The organism is Microbulbifer mixtoriginis (SeqCode) (genome assembly GCF_052467945.1).
Genome location: NZ_CP174328.1, coordinates 1,581,575 through 1,598,285 on the forward strand (window position 1 = coordinate 1,581,575; position 16,711 = coordinate 1,598,285).

Here is a 16,711-nt window from a genome sequence, read left to right on the forward strand (position 1 = left end):
AGTTTCCTTTAAGTTGCCATATCCCCCTTCAGTAAATAACTACTATGGCCGCACCCGAACTGGTTCGGTCTTCATCAAAAAGCCGGGTAGGGAGTTTAGGGCTACCGTTCAAGCTGCTCTTGCTCCTTATAACCTCCAGCCTCTTAAAGGAAAGCTTAGGGTTTGGATTGAGGTTTTCCTTCCAGACCGCCGAAAGCGGGATATAGACAACATTAATAAAGCTCTTCTGGATGCTTTAACAGCGGCTGGGATTTGGATTGATGACGATTTGGTAACGGACCTCCGCTTAGTTAAGGCGGGGATTGAAAAGGAATTGGGAGGATATGTAGTAGTACATATCGCAGAAATATGTTCGGAAAAAGAAAAGTAACTAAAGCGATATTAGTTGATGCCACGTTTACACCTAATACAGAAGATAAATCTGCGTGGGATATTGAGGGCATTGACCGAAGTAAAGGTGCTTTAGGAATTAAATCTCATTACATCATTAGACGTAACGGTGATGTTGAGAAGGGCAGGGGTATTGATGAAGTGTGCTGTACAGGTCAGCACCAAGTAGACAAAGAATCAATTTTAATCCTGTTGGTAGGTACAGATAAATTCACAAAGGCTCAAGTAGGCGCTGTTAACGGACTGGTGGAATACCTTCAGGATAAGTTTCCAGAAGCTGGGCCTGCATTCATGGTGGATGTGGATGAGCCAGAAAGCACAAGTTATTGATTTCGTAGAGAAGTGGGGATCAATTGACTCACATAAAGCTTTTCAGTTGTTTGGTATTACACGACTGGCCGCTGTCATCCATGAACTGAAAGGAACTGAACACGCAATGAAAGCTGTCTATGACAGCACCGTTAAAACTGGTTTTGCACGGTATGTAGCTGACCCTGAAGAGAGATTTGAAGCTGTTAAAAAACAGCTCAGTGAATCCTGTAGTAGAGGAGTACAAGAAGCATCACGCCCGAAAGATGTAGTAGCAGCCCTGACTGAGGCTCTAAGAAATGCTTTGACTTGGGCTAGGGAGGTCGGTGATGGGTGAGTGCGTAAGGAAAGAGGCTTGCCCTTGTGGTGACTCCAGTGATGCACTGCAAATCTATGAAGATGAATCAGGGTTTTGTTTCAAGTGCGATAACTACTTCAGTGAAGAAGAGCTTACAGGACAGGCATCCCCAGCCAAGTCAAAGGGGGCTTCTATTGTCTCCACTATCACGCCTATTCAAGGTGATTACATATTCCTTGAAGCCCGTGGAATTCAAGCAGATACATGCCGGAAGTATGGGTACAGAGTGGGTTACTACGATGGCCTGCCTGCACAGATTTGTGATGTAAAAGACCTGAATGGAAAGCTTATAGGCCAAAAGATAAGGCTCAAGGACAAGGAGTTCAAAACCCTTGGTAAGGGAGTTGTTGAGGCTCTAATAGGCGCTCACCTATTCAATGGTGGTAAGAAAATCATCATCACTGAAGGCGAGATAGACATGCTGACATTGAGTCAGGTGCAGGGGAATAAATACCCTGTAGTATCCCTTCCAAACGGTGTTAAGTCAGTTAAGAAGGCCATTGGCAACAGCCTTCAATACCTTTCCAACTTTGAAGAAGTGGTTCTCTGTTTTGACATGGATGAACCTGGGCGAGAGGCGATAGCTGAAGCAGCTTTGATGCTCATGGACCACAACGTCAGGGTAATGAATCTCCCTGAGAAAGACCCCAACGAAATGCTTAAGAAGGGGCTGGTGCAAGAGCTGGTAAGGGCGGTATGGAATGCTGAGCCTTACAGGCCAGATGGTTTGGTCACATTAGATTCACTGGTTGAGGATGTTATTAAGCCCGTTGAAGTCGGTCTTGATTGGTTCCTCCCAACACTCACTAAACACACCTACGGGCGCCGCCCTGGTGAGGTGTACTTCTTTGGCGCCGGGACAGGCATGGGTAAGACCGACCTGTTCACCCAGCAAATGGCTTTTGATGTTGAGACGCTGAATAAACCAGTCGGCGTATTCTATCTGGAAATGGGCACAGTTGAAGCAGCCAGAAGAATTGCTGGGAAAGTTGCTAAGAAGACCTTCCATATCCCTGATACAGGGTGGACTCAAGAGCAGCTGGTTGAAACGATTCAGCGGCCCTCACTTAAAAACAGGGTAACTCTTTTTGACTCATTCGGAGTGACCGAGTGGGACAGTATTAAACAGCACATCATTTATCTCGCTAGTCAGGGCGTAAAACTATTCTACATAGACCACCTAACTGCCTTGGCGACCGGCTCTGAGAAAAGTGAAAAAGAAGAGCTAGAGCGAGTCACTGCTGATATGGCCATGTTGGCGAAACGCTACGGCCTAATCCTTCATGTTATTAGCCACCTCACAACACCAGAGCATGGTTCTCATGAGGAAGGCGCGCGCGTGACTATCAGGCAATTCAAAGGGTCACGGGCAATCGGTTTTTGGGCTCACTTTATGTTCGGCCTGGAAAGGAATCAGCAAGCCGCTGATGAAGATGAGCGTCAGACAACGACGTTCAGAATTTTGAAGGACCGTTATACCGGGCGCGCTGCCGGGGTAACGATAAAGCTTGGATACGATTTTGAAACCGGCCTTCTGTATGAGCAGGAAACTTTTACAGAGCCATCTATTAGCGCTGAGGAAGAGGAACCGCGTTATGCGTTTTAAAAAAGGTGATGAAGTTAAGGTTGTACGTTCTGAACCGGAGCATGCGATATGGGTGGATGACTTAGACCCATACGTTGGTAACGGCGTTCAGTATATTGTGGAAAAGGTTGATGAATACGATTCAACCGTAGCTATTAAGGATACCGATACGGATGGTCGTTGGTGGTTCCCTGAAAGCTGTTTGGAGCTGGTCACTGATGAAGATGAAGCCTCCCTTGAACCTTCTCCATCGCCCCGCAAAACTCTTGATGACTGTTCTCCTGAGGAGTGGGATGAAGCCTCGCGTATTGTACGTGGTATTGAGCCTACGCCTACCCCTGAAAGTGACGCTCCAAGTGATACCTCAAGCGGTGCTTATGTTGTTCAGGAGGGCGGCTCGCATTACAAGAAGCTAGCTATTCAGCCCATGCAATATTCCATGGCTAATGGCCTGGATGCCTGTCAGCACACCATCGTTAAGTATGTAACTCGCCATGAAGACAAGGCCGGTATTGCAGACCTTCGCAAGGCTCGCCACACCCTTGAAATCTTGGCTCAAGAGAAATATGGAGAAGCATTGTAGTTGAGACTGGCCTTTGATATTGAAACAAATGGCCTTCTTCACCAGCTCACCAAAATCCACTGCATTGTCGCAATCTGCATAGATACCGGAAAGGAGTATATCTACACAGGCTCAGCTATTAAGCAGGGCGTAGAGATGCTTGCAAGAGCGGAGCTTTTAGTCGCTCACAACGGTATTAACTTTGATGTTCCCGCAATCCAAAAGCTATTCCCAGACTTCAAACCAGACCGTAAGGCGGTACTGGATACTCTTGTCTGTACTCAGCTTATCTATAACGACCCCTTAGAAGAAGACATAAAGCTCGCTCAGCGTGGGTTACTGCCTAAGAAGCTACTTGGCAGGCATTCACTAGAGGCGTGGGGCTATCGTCTTGGCAACTATAAGGGTGACTTCAAACCTGAAAACTATACCAATCCAGAAACTGGTGAACCTCATACGTGGCTCACAATTCCTTTCTCACAGGAGATGCTGGATTACTGTATTCAGGATGTGAAGGTAACGATAAAGCTGCTTAAGAGTATCCAGTTTAAACGCACTACTCAGAAGGCATTAGATCTGGAGCATGAAGTAGCTTGGCGTATGGCTGAGATAGAGCAGTACGGTTTCACATTCAATGTGGCCGGTGCATCTGAGCTTTACGCTGAGCTTGTTCAGGAGAAGTACGAGCTTGAGCAGCAGCTGATAAGCACCTTCGGAAGCTTTGTTAAACGCGGTAAAGAAGTAACTCCCAAGAAGACGATTAACTATCGTAAGAACCCTTTGCAAGCAGACCGTACTGCGGGGGCGCCTTACACCAAGATAGAGATAATCAAGTTCAACCCTGGGAGCCGTGACCACATCGCTAAAGGGCTTATTGAGCGGTATGGATGGGAACCGCAGGTATTTACTGACAAAGGAAACATAACTGTTGATGAGACTGTGCTGGAAGCTCTTCCTTATGAGGAGGCGCATCTAGCAGCTCAGTATCTCCGCAACAATAAGCTCCTGGGTCAGCTTGCAGAGGGCGACAATGCGTGGTTAAAGCTGGAGAGAGAAGGACGGCTTCACTGCCACGTAAACGCCTTGGGGACTGTTAGTCACAGGGCAAGTCATAGTAAACCGAATTTAGCTCAAGTGCCGAGCTTACGGGCATATAAGGGGAAGGAATCAAGGACCCTCTTCACTGTCCCTGAAGGCTGGTATTTGATGGGCAGCGACGCATCAGGATTGGAACTGCGTTGTCTAGCCAATCGTATTTTCCACTGGGATGGTGGGGCATACGTTCAAGAGATTTTAAAAGGCGATATACATACCGCTAACCAGCAAGCTGCTGGGCTCAAGACGCGGGATGAAGCAAAGACGTTTATATACGCCTTTCTATATGGGTCCGGCGACCAAGGAATTGGGGCACTACTAGCTCCCGCTGCAAGCCCGAACCAACAGAAGAAAATTGGAGCAGCAACTAAAGCACGCTTCTTAAAAGCAATCCCAGCCATTACAGCCCTCCGTAAATCCGTTGCAGGGCAGCGCACCAAATTTAAACAGAAGATTAAAGGGCTTGATGGCCGCTGGCTCCACTCGCGTAGTGAGCACAGTGCGGTGAATCTATTACTCCAATCTGATGGAGCCTTGGTGTGTAAGAAATGGCTATGTGTATTCATGGAGCTGATGGAGTCAGCTGGATACAAACTGGGTTGGGAAGGGGACTTTGTATTGTCTGCCTGGGTACATGATGAGATTCAGGTCGCTTGCAGAACAAAAGAAATCGCCGAGAAGGCAGGTGAGTTCTCTCAGAAGGCCATGAGAATCACCCAAGAATTTTTCAAATTTAACTGCCAGCTAGATACCGACTTCAATATCGGCAAGAGCTGGGCGGATACGCATTAATGATGAATCACAGAGAACTAATCAAATTAGGTGAGGGGAAGTCACTCAAACTTTACAAGTGTACTGGTGATAAGTGGACGATTGGCTTTGGATGGAACATAGAAGATAACGGAATTCCTGAAGAGACTGCTGAGCAGTTGCTAGATGTTGGAATTGAACGTGCTGAGAAAGACCTCTTTCACATCTTTGGTTGGATCTTCATTTCTGACTTAAAAGAGAATCAGTATGGTCGTTACTGTGCGCTTTTAGACATGGCGTACAACCTGGGATTTGGTCGCTTTAAAGGCTTTAAGAAGATGATTGCTGCCGCTAAAGCACATGATTGGGAAGAGGCTGCTGAACAAGCTAAAGATTCCCGCTGGTATCATCAGGTTAGGGATCGCAGTGAACGCGATGTTCACCTCTTAAGAACAGGGCGATTCCCAGCATGAAGAAACTTCTCCTTATTGATACCGATATTGTTGCTTACAAGGCATGTGCAAAGGCTGAGTTTGAATGTGACTTTGGTGATTGGACATTCCTAGCAACAAACTTTGAGGTGGCTCTTAATAACGCTGTTGAGCGTATTGAATCCATCCGCGAGCGCTTAAAGGCTGATGAAGTAGTACTCTGTTTGACTGATGACCACAACTGGCGAAAAGACGTTTTACCTACCTATAAGCGAAACCGTATAGGGACCCGCAAACCCATGAAGCTGCCTGAGGTTAAGGCGGCTCTTTGTGAGCAATATGAGTCCTTCCTACGTCCCGGCCTGGAGGCTGATGACGTGATGGGAATTCTCGCTACTCATGCCGGTTATAAGCCCGAGTTCAAGAAGATTATCGTAAGCGAGGATAAAGACCTTCGGACCATCCCTGCACTTGTCTTCAACCCTGATAAGGATACTAAGCCTCGCAAGATTACTGAGGAAGATGCCGACCGCTGGCACATGGCACAGTCTATTGCTGGCGACGTTACAGACGGCTATACCGGCTGTCCTGGAATGGGCTTGTCAGGCGCAGAAGAGCTGATTACTGAGCCTTATCAGTGGGAGCAATACGATCATACCTTCAAGTCTGGACCGAGGAAGGGAAAGACCGAAGAGCGCTGGCGAAAGATACCTTGTGAAGATCTTTGGGAAGGCGTTGTTAGTTGTTATGCGAAGCAGGGTTTAACCGAGGAGTATGCACTATCACAAGCACAAGTTGCGAGGATTTTACGCGCATCTGACTACGACTTTGACAACAAAAAAGTAATCCTATGGGAGCCTATCAATGAACATTGAAGTGAAATATGTACATCACATGGGAACAGACTTAACGGTTGCTAATGCCGCTGGTCCTACGCAACTTGAACCTGAGTTCTGGAACTGCTTGGAAGACTGGGTATACGCCCCAGATAAGCCGATTTTAACTCCTGTTTTTGATTACCCCGGAAGAGGTCGCATAGCTGATGCCGCTGAAGACGGTGATCCTTCAGTGTTTAGGCACACGATGCTGAGTGTGATTGTAACCGCACCTAAAAAAGCCTATGTACGCTGTTTGGAGACTGGACTAGGCACCGTAACCCGTCTACGGGATCAAACCCTGAGTGTCGGTTGGGAGAGATGGTTATGGACAGGTTCCGTCAATCAGTTTGCAGGGTTTGCAAACCACCATTTATGTAGTAGCTGCTCTGAAGAATCCCGGCAAATTTCAATCAAGCTGGATGAGATTTGCCAGTCCTTGTTCCCTTATTCCTGGGGAGCTTTATTTCAAAACCCTTAAAGAGGACTTTCAAAATGTCTCAAGATAAAACTGAAGCTGTTATGTGCGAAGCCATGATCTCTGTAGTTGCCCATATGTTTATAGGGCTAGTTAGGGCGGGTGTGTCGCGAGAGGATAGTGGTGTATTAATTTCCTATGTATGTCATGAGTCAACGGATACTGAGCCTGATTCAAAAGCATTATTTGAGGCAGGTAAAGCGCGAGCACTTGCGACCGATGTGAGTGAGCTAGGGGTAATGGAAGCTTCCTCTGACCCAGAAGTAAAATCAGCTGACTTTATAACTACAGCAACAATGATTGCACAAGTTGCTACTTGTGGCCTAAAGGTGGGAATCTCTCCACTAGCTCTGGGTAAGGTTGTGAATTATCTAATTAAAATGCATAGCCATTCAGAAGAAAGCGAGAGCGATCTACGTAGTAAAGCTCAAGAAATCTCTGCTGAGCAGCTTATAGGTGACATGCAGAAAATGGCTACTGAACAACCTTCCGATGACACCCCGGAAGTTGAAGTAGAGCTGGAAGCAGCGGATTCATAACCTTCTTTTCAGTCCTCTTTAAAGCCTCCTCTACCTACTCAGAAAATCCTCCCAAACCTTCTTATTCACTTGAAAGTTAGGTCTTTCAGGCCGCCTTCGCTCGTCTTGAATTTAGATGAAGGAGGATGCTGAGTGGGTAGTAAATGCCATGGAGTAACTATGGATTTTTTAGCATCGGTATCCGGTTTTGCAGCATGCCTCTTAGCCATTATCTATTTCCTAATACTGTCAAAAGAAAAAGGCTGGATGGGCATTTCAATTGAAACGGGTGGCTGGAGATTACTGGTAGTGGGTGTTGGAGTCCTTGCAACGACCTTGGTAATACTCCTTTTCTCCCTGGTAATTGTTCCTTACCTGCTGATGTAAGCCTCTCAAATTTAGCAACCGTTAGATAACCAACACTTCACATAAAGGTGACGACCGTGAAGAAAACCAGACTGCCTCTTTACAAGATTAAGCATATTGAACGCCTCCATAAAGAAGGTGTTTCTCAAGGCAAGATCGCGAAGGAAGTAAAAGTTTCCACCAGTACGGTGAGCAAATACATATCAACCTTTAAAGCTGCTATTGGCGAATAGCTTATAAGCCAGCCTTAAAACAACCTAAGGATTAACAGGTATGCCCGATGACAAAGATGCGGTAGAGCATGGAGAAATTGCCGATGAAAAAGAACAAGCAGAAACCTCTGCACAAACGCAGGGCGATGTTTCGGATGAAGCAGCGGATAAGAAGAAAGGCCGCCCACGCAAGAAGAGCAGCGAAGCAAAAGACAGCTCAAAACAAACTAAGGGATCTTCTAAAGAATCTCCAGTTAAAACAACAATCGTTCACATCCCATGCAATGAATCAGGTGAAAAGCTTCTGGACGGTATTTGTGTACAAGTTCCTGCAAGTCGTAAGCTTCCTAAGGGATTCAGTTGGAAGACTTTTCGCCTAATGGAAGTCACTCCAATCTCTTAGTTTTGTTGCCCCAAGGCATAAGTATGAATGACTTATTGGCGATACTGCGAGCGGAAATTGATCACAAACTACCTAGAAAGCCACTAGATGCCTTTGAGCATGGTCGGAGGGTAGGGAAGATTGAACTCCTTGAGCGTATTGAAGACATATTAAAACCAAAAAAAGAGGATCATATACCCGGTGTGCATGAATGATGACCCTCCTAAGCAACCGCCGCCGCCACCACCTCCCGCGCCCCCGCCTCAAAACGCACCTGACTTAAAGATTAAAGCAGTAGCTGAAAAGCGTAAGACTGCGCGTCAGCGTCGTAAGTCTAATAAGGCTGGGCTACGCAAAGATTTGAGTGCTTTGAATATCAATGGAGCGCAGGGTGGTGGTGCGGGTCTGAATATCCCGACAAAGAGTTAATGGAAAATACACCAAGTAGAAGTCTTGATGCGGAATCACGATACCGAAAATTAGAACCCACCCGAAGTGCTTATAGTCGCCGTGCTGAGCAGTGTGCGGGGTTAACCATACCCTCACTGTTTCCTGTGAATGGTGATGCGGAAACTTTACAGACCCCTTATCAGGGCCTTGGTAGTCGTGGTGTAAAGCATCTAACTAACAAGTTAGTAATGGCGTTATTGCCACCGAATACCCCTTTCTTTCAGCTGCTCTTATCCGAAGAAGTAGATGCTGAAGGTACGAAAGGGGAGGTTGATAAAGCTCTTTCAATGATGGAATCAATCATTAAGAAAGAGATTGAATCCAGCCAGCTTAGAAGCAGGTTATATGAGGCCATAAGACAACTAATGGTGGCTGGAAACTATCTTTTGTACTTCGGTCCAGAGGGGGTGAAGGGCTATAGGCTAGACAAGTATGTACTGAAGCGTGACGGTTTAGGGCGCATTAGTGAGTGCATTATCAAAGAAGTTATCACCCCTGATGACATACCTGCCTCTGTCAGAGAAGCTGTGTTAGGCCCAACTCAGATTAACCCCGACCCAGAAAAAGAGCTTAATCAATACACAGTTATTAGGCGCGCTGGAAAGCGCTTCAGAGTCTATCAAGAAATTAAAGGTGTCATTGTACCTGAATCCCGTGGTAAGTATTCAGAAGATACTTTGCCCTGGCTGCCGCTTCGGATGATAAGGGTAGATGGCGAAGACTACGGGCGCTCCTATGTAGAAGAGCATTTAGGGGATTTAGTTTCCCTTGAAAAGCTCTCACAAGCAATCGTGGATGGCTCACAAGCAGCTGCACGGGTGATATTCCTGATTGAGCAGGGATCAATACTATCACCTGATGCGTTTAAGAAAGCACGCAATATGGACATTCTCAGGGGTAAAAAAGAGGATGTGACTACCATTCAGCTAGACAAATTCCATGATTTTAGAATCGCTTCCGAAACGATTAGCCAAATCAATAGGGAGCTTTCCAACGCATTCTTATTAAACACTTCTGTTCAACGTAACGCTGAGCGTGTGACCGCTGAGGAAATCCGCTTTATGGCTGCTGAGTTAGAGCAAGCTATTGGTGGGGTTTATACGTTACTAGCACTGGAGCTACAGCTGCCCCTTGTCTCAATCATTATGGAGAGACTAAGGCGAAAGGGACGACTGCCACAGATAAAGAAAGGTGACATTGAGCCGCAAGTCTTAACTGGTATTGAGGCGCTTGGACGGTCACAGGAACTAGAGAAGCTGCGTGTCCTACAGAGCTTTATGCAGGCTCTATCTCCTGAGCTAGTACAGAAATATACCCATGTTGATGAGTTTGTGAAGCGCATTGGAGCTGCTTTGCATCTGGATACCAATGACTTGGTTAAAACAACTGAGCAGATAAAGAAAGCAGAGCAGCAGGAAGCACTAAGTCAGATGCTACAACAAATGTCGCCAGACTTAATGAAACAGTTTCAAGGAGAAATGACTTAAATGTCCGAAGGCAATACTGGGGTTACGGTGAGTTCTGATCCCCAGAACAATAACAATAATGGCGGTGCTAACCCCGCTCAGCAAGCCACACAAGCAGGTGATAACAGCAGCACTACTCCTCAATTACCAGAGGGTTTCAACTCTGTTGAAGAGCTGGCAACTGCTTATACCCAGCTTAAAGGGTCTCAAGAGCAGAATCCTGAAAGCAGCCCTAAGGGGGATGATAAAGGTGGTGATAACGATGGTGATGACCTTCAGTCACAGGTAAGTGACCTTCAGAACCGTCTGACCACAAGTGAAATCTTCAAAGCTGTTGGTGGTGAGGATAAGTATAGCCAGTTGGCTGATTGGGCCTCAGAGAACCTACCTGAAGGCGAAGTTAAAGCATTTAATGATGTGATGGCTTCAGGTAATCAGGAGGGCATGTTGTTTGCTGTACGTGCTCTGCAAGCTATCCACCAAAACACAATGGATCAAGAGCCGGTTCTAAACTTCGGCAATAACGCTAAAGGTATGAGTGGCTATCGCTCTCAAGTAGAGTTGAATCAGGCTATCGCAGATCCGCGTTATTACAGTGACCCAGCTTATCGGGAAGAAGTGGAGCATCGGGTAGCTCTCTCCACATTCTAAACAACGCCCCAATTAATTAACAAAATCTAGTAAGTCCTCTACATAAATCTAATGCACTTAACTGTGTAGGGGATTCCTATGTCTATAAGAAGGTAATAAATTTTTAATGGCATTTCCTATTGATCAAAATGTATCAAATCCCTTGCAGGTAAACAACGCCGGGGATGCCCGCGCGCTGGGCCTAAAACTTTTCTCAGGTGAAGTTTTAAGTGCGTGGCATGCGAATAATATCGCACTAAAACTTACCCGGAAAAGAACTATTAAGTCCGGTAAGTCCGCTCAATTCCCTCTGTTTGGCCGCGGCAACGCTTCTTACCACACTCCTGGCAAGCTGATAGAAGCATCTAAAATCCCAACCGTTGAGCGTACAGTTACTATTGATGACGTTGCTATCTCTCCAGTTTTTATTTCTGATATTGATGAGAAGATTCTCCACTTTGAGACTCGTTCTGAGTATTCAATGGAGTGTGGCTCTCAGCTTGGCGAGTTAGTTGACCGGAATGTGTTCCGTATGGTCACTAAGGCTGGTCTGATTACTGACCAGACTTCAATGACTAATGCCGGACTGACGCCGATTGCAGGTCAGGAATATACCCAACCTATTCAGCTGTCTGGGGCGAGTGACCACCTAGATGGCACTAAGATTTACGCTGCAATTGTGAAGGCAGTTACTGAATTCCGTAAGAAGAATATTAAAGAGAAGCCAGTTGTAGTGCTTCCCCCTGACCAATATGCAGCCCTCCTAACCGTGCCTTCAGTAGCAAACGCAGTGTGGCTGAACCGTGATGTAGGCGGGGCTGGTAGTGTTACAGAAGGTATTGTTCCAAAGGTTGGTGGCGCTCCCATTTATGAATCCAACCATGTACCGAGTACTAACGAAAGCTCAGGTATAAGTGACCCTGAGCCCTTGGCTGATGTAGCTGTTGGTTCTGGTAATGAGGCTAAGTATCGCGGTGATTATTCCAATGTGGTTGGGCTAGTCTTTTCCCGCTCAGCAGTTGCTACTACCGAGCTTTGGGGTATCAACACTAAGGTTGTTGCAGAACCTCTCCGCCTCGGTCATACCATTCTGGCGACTCAGGCATTGGGCCATGACATGCTGCGCCCCGAATGCTCTATCCCGCTACTGAAAGCATAATTATTGTTAGCTTATTGGGAGTCTCTTAGGAGGCTCCCTTTTTTTTAGAGGATTAAATGACCAAATTAGATGCTGTAAATTACATGTTGGTGGGAATAGGGGAAGCCCCAGTCAACCAACTTGGGGAGGCATTTGCTGATGCTCGTATAGCCGAAACAATCCTCAGTCAGACTAATACCACAGTTCAGGCTAAGGGTTGGTATTTCAATACAGAAAATAACTATAAGCTGTCGCGTAACTTCTATACCGAAATAAAACTCCCCAAAGGTACGCTCAGTGTGGATACAGGTTCCACTGATGTTGTTCAGCGGGGACTATATCTATATGACAACGTGAACAAGACCAAGAAATTCCAGTCGGATATGAATGTTCACTTGGTACTTGAAATAGACTTTGAGGATCTCCCCCATGAGGCCATGATGGCTGTTCTAACTTCAGCCACAAGGCGTTTCCAACAGTCTACCGTAGGTTCTAAAGACTTAGATCAGTTTCTAAAAGAAGCTGAACGTACCGCTCACATTTCGCTCTTGCAGAGTGAATCAGAAAATGCACACCACAATCTTAAAGAGAATACAGAATTTCAGCAAAGCCTGATGCGTGATGGCGTAAGGAATTTGGGTGCTGATGCATACCTATCCTCTATGTATTCGGGGAGGTATTAATGTCTCTATTAAGTCAGTCCATCAGAAATATGATTGGAGGGGTTAGTCAGCAAGAAGAAAAACTCCGTAGTGCTACTCAATGTGAGGACCAGACAAACTGTAGGAACTCTTTGGTAGATGGGATGGGTAAGCGTCCTTGTACTGAGCTTATAAGCACCCTAGCAAATCTTGATACCTCAGATGCCAGCGTCCATTTCATTGAGCGTGATGCAAACGAAAGGTACATCATGGTGATTGCGGATGGTTCTGTACGTGTCTTCAATACAGATACTGGAGCAGAGTATCCAGTCGTAGATAATGTTCAATCTAATAGACAGTATCTGCGGCACAGGACAAAAGAAAATGTCCAGAATCAGTTTCAGGTACTCACTACTGCTGATACCTCCATTATTTTAAATAAGAGAGTTCCTGTTGAACAGGCATATGTTCGGGAGACAATTTAATGGCCTCTCAGAATGTACTTACAACAGTTGAGGTATCAATTCCGACATTTGTCACAACAGCTTTGACTCATCATGCGTGTGGTGGGACGACTAAAAACAAGATTGAATATATCGTAGGGCTTAGTTCGCCAGAAGTGGTTACTTTGTCTATAGATAAAAATCTGACAGCTGAGAAGTGTGCCCGTTCTTTAGGTGAGGCACTGCGAACGTATTACCCATCCTATTTGGTTCATGTTAAAGGGGCGACAATCTCTATTATCAGACCTCGTGGTAGCGACTTAGATATAACTGAAAATAGCGTTCAAAAGAAAAAGAGGCTTGGGAATAGGAATTCTAATACTTGGAATAGACGACCGGATTTACATGACCGTGGTGTCTATGGAAGGTATCACAGGAGCAGTGCGAGGAATAGATTTATAAGGACATACATACCATGAGTATTGATTGTTCAAAAGTGCCGACTAAGAGTATTGATTCAGTTGTTGTCACCACGCGCGATTATGAGCCTGGGGAAATTTCTACAGAGATTGCTGATGCCGGGCTTGGCTTTGGTGCTTGGGATACTACTAACAACTCCGCTATTGAAGAGGGCTATCTTGAAGATAACCGATCCCTCTGTTTCATCAAGCAAGCTGATTACGCGACTAAATACACACTTAAACTCAATGGCACATCTTGTTCGTATACAACCCCTGAAGCGACCTCAGATAGAGCTAGGGCGGGATTAGCCACTGAGTCAATTACCAGTAGCATCGTGTCCGCAATCAATTCCAAAACTGGCTCTCATGGTTGTACGGCAACAAGCTTCGGTTCATATTTTACCGTCCACTCAGCGAACTCTTATACGATCCAAGCAGTGGACTCACTGGGTGGGAAAGCCTTCTTTGCTTTTAAGCATAAGGCTCAGAATTTTTCTGATCTCCCTCCTGATGCACCCGATGGTTTCCGGTTAAAGATATTACCTGAGCCAGATGCTGAGGGTGAGTCGTATCATGTTTTATATAACAAGGAAGGTGGGGTTACTACGGGCACTTGGGAGGAAACGGTAGCCCCAGGTCTAATCAACCAATTGGACCGGAATACGATGCCGCACTTACTTACCCGAAAACAGGACGCTCAATATGTAAACAGTGAGAATCCTTATGGTATCTATTTTGAGTTCTCACATGCCCCTTGGTCAGCACGCGAAGTAGGGGATTATGCAACAGCACCATTTCCAAGCTTTACAAGTTCCATTAATGCAGATGGGCAGTTATCTGCTATACGCACTATTACAAGCATGGCTTACTTTAAGAATCGCCTTGTTTTCGCGACTGACGAAAATTTAGTCTTTAGCGAGGCAGGGAATCATTTCAGATTCTTTCCAACAACTGTTATCCAGCCCCTAGAGTCAGACGCTATAGATATTGCCATATCAAATAATAGGGTCACTCCCATTCAGCACATGATTCCTTATGAAAAGGAATTGATCTTATTTTCCGAAAACCAGCAATACAGCTGTAGCGGTGGGGAAATATTCAGTGCAGAGACGGTTCAGGTTGTACCCACGACAGGTTACAGAATTGATGTGAATGTGGCTCCTATAAGGGTGGGGGATAAGATTTTCTTCTGTAGCAGAAAGAGGAACTTCAACGCTATTTGGGAATACGTTTATGAAGGAGATAAGTGGCGTGCTTTTGATATTACTAAGCATGTCCCGAATTATATTGAAGGGTTTGTTCACCGACTTGCTGGTAACTCTACGCAAGATATGTTGTTCGTACTTCCTCGCCTTTCACATGAGGATACGATTGGTTTTATGTACGTCTACAACTGGGCTGAGCAGAGGGATGAGAGAGTACAAAGTGCTTGGCAGAAATGGGAGTTTGCAGCTGAGGTGCTTGATATAGTTCTTGAGGCGAACTACCTACGACTTCTCACTAGATATAACGAAGGTGGTGAGGTGGAAGCCCCTACCTACATTTATTACTACGAAGGAATGAACCTTTCTTACGACCCCCTGGCAGAGGAGCTGGGCCACCCAGTTTTGATGGATAGACGTGAAGAGGTCACAGGACTGGGGATTGGCAGTTCAGATTTGGAGGATTGGGATGGGCGAATTGTATTCCAGTTCCAAGGCAGAGCCTTCGTAGGCTTTCCCTATGAGCAGCGTTATGTATTTTCTCGGCTATCTATTCGGGATAGCTCAGGTATGCCGCTTGTAGGGGGACGTACACAAGCTCGACGTATCATCTTGAACTATGCCGATACGAGTCACTTTGTAGTGGCCGCTGAGGTAAGAGGCAGGAGCGATATACGCTCACAAGAGTTTAATGCCCGTGTGATTGGCTCAGCAGACAACATAATAGGGGAGATACCTGTCGCAGTCGGTGAACTCACATTCCCGGTGATGGGTGAGGCCGATAGGCTACGAGTCCATATATCAAATTGGAGTCCCTTTGATGCGGTCTTCCTGTCTGCCCAGTGGGAAGCTTTTTACTCATATAGGGCAAGGCGGTTGTAGTTATGTATGATTTACAGCCCGTTATGACTGACGATATTGAGAAGGTGGTAGCTGACATCCATCCCCAATACAGAGTCGAGTTGGAAGTATTCGGTAGTTGTTTTGAAAAACTGCTGTCCCGATGCGTTGAAAGTAGTAGTGAAGCCTTTGCTATTTGGGATAAGGGTAGGCTTATTGGGCTGTCTGGATTTCGTTTCGGTAGATATGGCGTGCTTCCTTGGATGGTGCCAACAAACGTGAAGCCCTCAAATATTAGAGCTTTCATGCAGGAGTCTAGTAACAAACTTACTAGCTACTCTTCTGAACTCCTTTATAACTACATCCATGAAGGGAACAAGACAGCTCTCCGATATGTGGGAGTTTTGGGCTTCTCTGAATGTAGGTTGGTTCCTCACTTCAACGACACGGAACATACTTTTATACAGGTGGTTAAATGGCCGGTGAATTAACTTCTGCGGCTGCCAGTACGGGTAATCCGTATGCAATTGCTGCCGCAGTTGTAGCTGACATGATGATTGCTAACCGCAAAGATAAAAAGTTAGCTAAAGAGAATAGGAAACGGAGAGATGCTGCCGTTGAAAGTGCATCGTTGAATATACGCGAGATGCATCGGGTATTTCAGACTGAGCAGGAGAAATCCGTTGATGACAAGTTGCAAGCAAAGCTCAACATGTTACGTCAGGCTGACAAGGTTAGTCTCAGTGCTGCTGAGAACGGCGTGGGAGGCTTGTCCATTTTCCGCCTAAGGTCATTTGTAGAGGGACAGGGAAACCAGAATGTCCGAAACATTGATAGGAATCTGGACGATAGTCGAGCCCGCTTGATGATTAATAAAAGAAATGAGAACCGTAGCGTGATGGATTTAATCAACCAGCTACAGCAGCCGAAAGGATGGAAACAGAATTTACTTGATATTGCTATAGCAGGTGCTGGTTCCTATACGAACAATGGTGGCTCTGGTCGTTCTGCTCAGTGGGGCAGTACATCAGGGGGAGCTTCTACCGGCACTTCCGGGGGAGGTACAACATAGCCAGAGTTACACTAGATGCTGTTGTAGGTAAGCAAGGGACTAAAAGAAGAGTTGCAG

General features: G+C 45.9%; 22 protein-coding genes. All 22 read left to right on the forward strand.

Annotated features, from left to right (window positions below; all coding sequences use genetic code 11):
* Positions 1–13: 13 nt before the first annotated feature.
* The 22 genes from ACJJIJ_RS07005 (at position 14) to ACJJIJ_RS07110 (ending at position 16,654) form a co-directional block, all read left to right on the forward strand.
* Positions 14–370 (forward strand): RusA family crossover junction endodeoxyribonuclease, encoded by a 357-nt coding sequence (locus ACJJIJ_RS07005; RefSeq protein WP_444939054.1) that lies wholly within the window; start codon positions 14–16, stop codon positions 368–370.
* A complete protein-coding gene (locus ACJJIJ_RS07010) occupies positions 349–720 on the forward strand; it encodes an N-acetylmuramoyl-L-alanine amidase (protein ID WP_444939055.1) in 372 nt (123 codons plus the stop codon). Before ACJJIJ_RS07005 ends, ACJJIJ_RS07010 begins: the two co-directional genes overlap by 22 nt.
* Positions 695–1,036: a helix-turn-helix domain-containing protein gene (locus ACJJIJ_RS07015; protein WP_444939056.1), complete on the forward strand. Its 342-nt coding sequence runs from the start codon at positions 695–697 to the stop codon at positions 1,034–1,036. The genes ACJJIJ_RS07010 and ACJJIJ_RS07015 overlap by 26 nt, the downstream gene beginning before the upstream one ends.
* Positions 1,029–2,663 (forward strand): DnaB-like helicase C-terminal domain-containing protein, encoded by a 1,635-nt coding sequence (locus ACJJIJ_RS07020; protein ID WP_444939057.1) that lies wholly within the window; start codon positions 1,029–1,031, stop codon positions 2,661–2,663. Before ACJJIJ_RS07015 ends, ACJJIJ_RS07020 begins: the two co-directional genes overlap by 8 nt.
* A 52-nt stretch (positions 2,664–2,715) precedes the next feature.
* On the forward strand, positions 2,716–3,225 hold the full coding sequence (locus ACJJIJ_RS07025; RefSeq protein WP_444939058.1) for a DUF3310 domain-containing protein: 510 nt from the start codon (positions 2,716–2,718) through the stop codon (positions 3,223–3,225).
* A complete protein-coding gene (locus tag ACJJIJ_RS07030; RefSeq protein WP_444939059.1) occupies positions 3,226–5,091 on the forward strand; it encodes a DNA polymerase in 1,866 nt (621 codons plus the stop codon). It begins immediately after the preceding gene.
* The gene (locus tag ACJJIJ_RS07035; protein ID WP_444939060.1) at positions 5,091–5,522 is read left to right on the forward strand and encodes a glycoside hydrolase family protein; all 432 of its coding nucleotides are present in this window, start codon (positions 5,091–5,093) and stop codon (positions 5,520–5,522) included. The genes ACJJIJ_RS07030 and ACJJIJ_RS07035 overlap by 1 nt, the downstream gene beginning before the upstream one ends.
* On the forward strand, positions 5,519–6,355 hold the full coding sequence (locus tag ACJJIJ_RS07040; protein WP_444939061.1) for a hypothetical protein: 837 nt from the start codon (positions 5,519–5,521) through the stop codon (positions 6,353–6,355). Before ACJJIJ_RS07035 ends, ACJJIJ_RS07040 begins: the two co-directional genes overlap by 4 nt.
* Complete coding sequence (locus ACJJIJ_RS07045) at positions 6,345–6,836, forward strand: hypothetical protein (protein WP_444939062.1); 492 nt, start codon at positions 6,345–6,347, stop codon at positions 6,834–6,836. The genes ACJJIJ_RS07040 and ACJJIJ_RS07045 overlap by 11 nt, the downstream gene beginning before the upstream one ends.
* A 14-nt stretch (positions 6,837–6,850) precedes the next feature.
* Positions 6,851–7,372: a hypothetical protein gene (locus ACJJIJ_RS07050; RefSeq protein WP_444939063.1), complete on the forward strand. Its 522-nt coding sequence runs from the start codon at positions 6,851–6,853 to the stop codon at positions 7,370–7,372.
* Between the two features lie 159 nt (positions 7,373–7,531).
* Positions 7,532–7,738: a hypothetical protein gene (locus ACJJIJ_RS07055; protein ID WP_444939064.1), complete on the forward strand. Its 207-nt coding sequence runs from the start codon at positions 7,532–7,534 to the stop codon at positions 7,736–7,738.
* A gap of 56 nt (positions 7,739–7,794) precedes the next feature.
* The gene (locus ACJJIJ_RS07060; protein ID WP_371839833.1) at positions 7,795–7,950 is read left to right on the forward strand and encodes a helix-turn-helix domain-containing protein; all 156 of its coding nucleotides are present in this window, start codon (positions 7,795–7,797) and stop codon (positions 7,948–7,950) included.
* 40 nt (positions 7,951–7,990) lie between these two features.
* Positions 7,991–8,332, forward strand: a complete 342-nt coding sequence (locus ACJJIJ_RS07065) for a hypothetical protein (protein ID WP_444939065.1) — start codon at positions 7,991–7,993, stop codon at positions 8,330–8,332.
* 23 nt (positions 8,333–8,355) lie between these two features.
* Positions 8,356–8,526, forward strand: a complete 171-nt coding sequence (locus ACJJIJ_RS07070; RefSeq protein ID WP_444939066.1) for a hypothetical protein — start codon at positions 8,356–8,358, stop codon at positions 8,524–8,526.
* A 213-nt stretch (positions 8,527–8,739) separates the two neighbouring features.
* Positions 8,740–10,248 carry a portal protein gene (locus ACJJIJ_RS07075; RefSeq protein ID WP_444939067.1) on the forward strand — a complete coding sequence of 503 codons (1,509 nt, stop codon included), beginning with the start codon at positions 8,740–8,742 and terminating at the stop codon, positions 10,246–10,248.
* Positions 10,249–10,878, forward strand: a complete 630-nt coding sequence (locus ACJJIJ_RS07080) for a capsid assembly protein (protein ID WP_444939068.1) — start codon at positions 10,249–10,251, stop codon at positions 10,876–10,878. It abuts the gene before it with no gap.
* Between the two features lie 106 nt (positions 10,879–10,984).
* Positions 10,985–12,016, forward strand: coding sequence for a major capsid protein (locus ACJJIJ_RS07085; RefSeq protein WP_444939069.1), 1,032 nt, complete (start codon positions 10,985–10,987; stop codon positions 12,014–12,016).
* 56 nt (positions 12,017–12,072) lie between these two features.
* Positions 12,073–12,678 (forward strand): phage tail tubular protein A, encoded by a 606-nt coding sequence (locus ACJJIJ_RS07090; protein WP_444939070.1) that lies wholly within the window; start codon positions 12,073–12,075, stop codon positions 12,676–12,678.
* Positions 12,678–13,121: a phage nozzle protein gene (locus ACJJIJ_RS07095; RefSeq protein ID WP_444939071.1), complete on the forward strand. Its 444-nt coding sequence runs from the start codon at positions 12,678–12,680 to the stop codon at positions 13,119–13,121. The genes ACJJIJ_RS07090 and ACJJIJ_RS07095 overlap by 1 nt, the downstream gene beginning before the upstream one ends.
* A 433-nt stretch (positions 13,122–13,554) precedes the next feature.
* Entirely contained in the window at positions 13,555–15,624 is a 2,070-nt protein-coding gene (locus ACJJIJ_RS07100; protein ID WP_444939072.1) for a phage nozzle protein, read from the forward strand.
* Positions 15,625–15,626: 2 nt separating this feature from the next.
* Positions 15,627–16,073, forward strand: coding sequence for a hypothetical protein (locus tag ACJJIJ_RS07105; protein WP_444939073.1), 447 nt, complete (start codon positions 15,627–15,629; stop codon positions 16,071–16,073).
* Entirely contained in the window at positions 16,058–16,654 is a 597-nt protein-coding gene (locus ACJJIJ_RS07110) for a virion core protein, T7 gp14 family (protein WP_444939074.1), read from the forward strand. The genes ACJJIJ_RS07105 and ACJJIJ_RS07110 overlap by 16 nt, the downstream gene beginning before the upstream one ends.
* Positions 16,655–16,711: the final 57 nt, after the last annotated feature.

Excerpts from the sequence above, each read along its gene's own strand:
- ACJJIJ_RS07050 (WP_444939063.1), top strand. The coding sequence starts at position 6,851 with ATGTCTCAAGATAAAACTGAAGCTGTTATGTGCGAAGCCATGATCTCT.
- ACJJIJ_RS07065 (WP_444939065.1), top strand. The coding sequence starts at position 7,991 with ATGCCCGATGACAAAGATGCGGTAGAGCATGGAGAAATTGCCGATGAA.
- ACJJIJ_RS07010 (WP_444939055.1), top strand. The coding sequence starts at position 349 with ATGTTCGGAAAAAGAAAAGTAACTAAAGCGATATTAGTTGATGCCACG.
- ACJJIJ_RS07035 (WP_444939060.1), top strand. The coding sequence starts at position 5,091 with ATGATGAATCACAGAGAACTAATCAAATTAGGTGAGGGGAAGTCACTC.
- ACJJIJ_RS07095 (WP_444939071.1), top strand. The coding sequence starts at position 12,678 with ATGTCTCTATTAAGTCAGTCCATCAGAAATATGATTGGAGGGGTTAGT.
- ACJJIJ_RS07080 (WP_444939068.1), top strand. The coding sequence starts at position 10,249 with ATGTCCGAAGGCAATACTGGGGTTACGGTGAGTTCTGATCCCCAGAAC.
- ACJJIJ_RS07015 (WP_444939056.1), top strand. The coding sequence starts at position 695 with ATGAGCCAGAAAGCACAAGTTATTGATTTCGTAGAGAAGTGGGGATCA.
- ACJJIJ_RS07100 (WP_444939072.1), top strand. The coding sequence starts at position 13,555 with ATGAGTATTGATTGTTCAAAAGTGCCGACTAAGAGTATTGATTCAGTT.
- ACJJIJ_RS07040 (WP_444939061.1), top strand. The coding sequence starts at position 5,519 with ATGAAGAAACTTCTCCTTATTGATACCGATATTGTTGCTTACAAGGCA.
- ACJJIJ_RS07085 (WP_444939069.1), top strand. The coding sequence starts at position 10,985 with ATGGCATTTCCTATTGATCAAAATGTATCAAATCCCTTGCAGGTAAAC.
- ACJJIJ_RS07090 (WP_444939070.1), top strand. The coding sequence starts at position 12,073 with ATGACCAAATTAGATGCTGTAAATTACATGTTGGTGGGAATAGGGGAA.
- ACJJIJ_RS07110 (WP_444939074.1), top strand. The coding sequence starts at position 16,058 with ATGGCCGGTGAATTAACTTCTGCGGCTGCCAGTACGGGTAATCCGTAT.
- ACJJIJ_RS07020 (WP_444939057.1), top strand. The coding sequence starts at position 1,029 with ATGGGTGAGTGCGTAAGGAAAGAGGCTTGCCCTTGTGGTGACTCCAGT.
- ACJJIJ_RS07105 (WP_444939073.1), top strand. The coding sequence starts at position 15,627 with ATGTATGATTTACAGCCCGTTATGACTGACGATATTGAGAAGGTGGTA.
- ACJJIJ_RS07075 (WP_444939067.1), top strand. The coding sequence starts at position 8,740 with ATGGAAAATACACCAAGTAGAAGTCTTGATGCGGAATCACGATACCGA.
- ACJJIJ_RS07045 (WP_444939062.1), top strand. The coding sequence starts at position 6,345 with ATGAACATTGAAGTGAAATATGTACATCACATGGGAACAGACTTAACG.
- ACJJIJ_RS07070 (WP_444939066.1), top strand. The coding sequence starts at position 8,356 with ATGAATGACTTATTGGCGATACTGCGAGCGGAAATTGATCACAAACTA.
- ACJJIJ_RS07055 (WP_444939064.1), top strand. The coding sequence starts at position 7,532 with ATGGATTTTTTAGCATCGGTATCCGGTTTTGCAGCATGCCTCTTAGCC.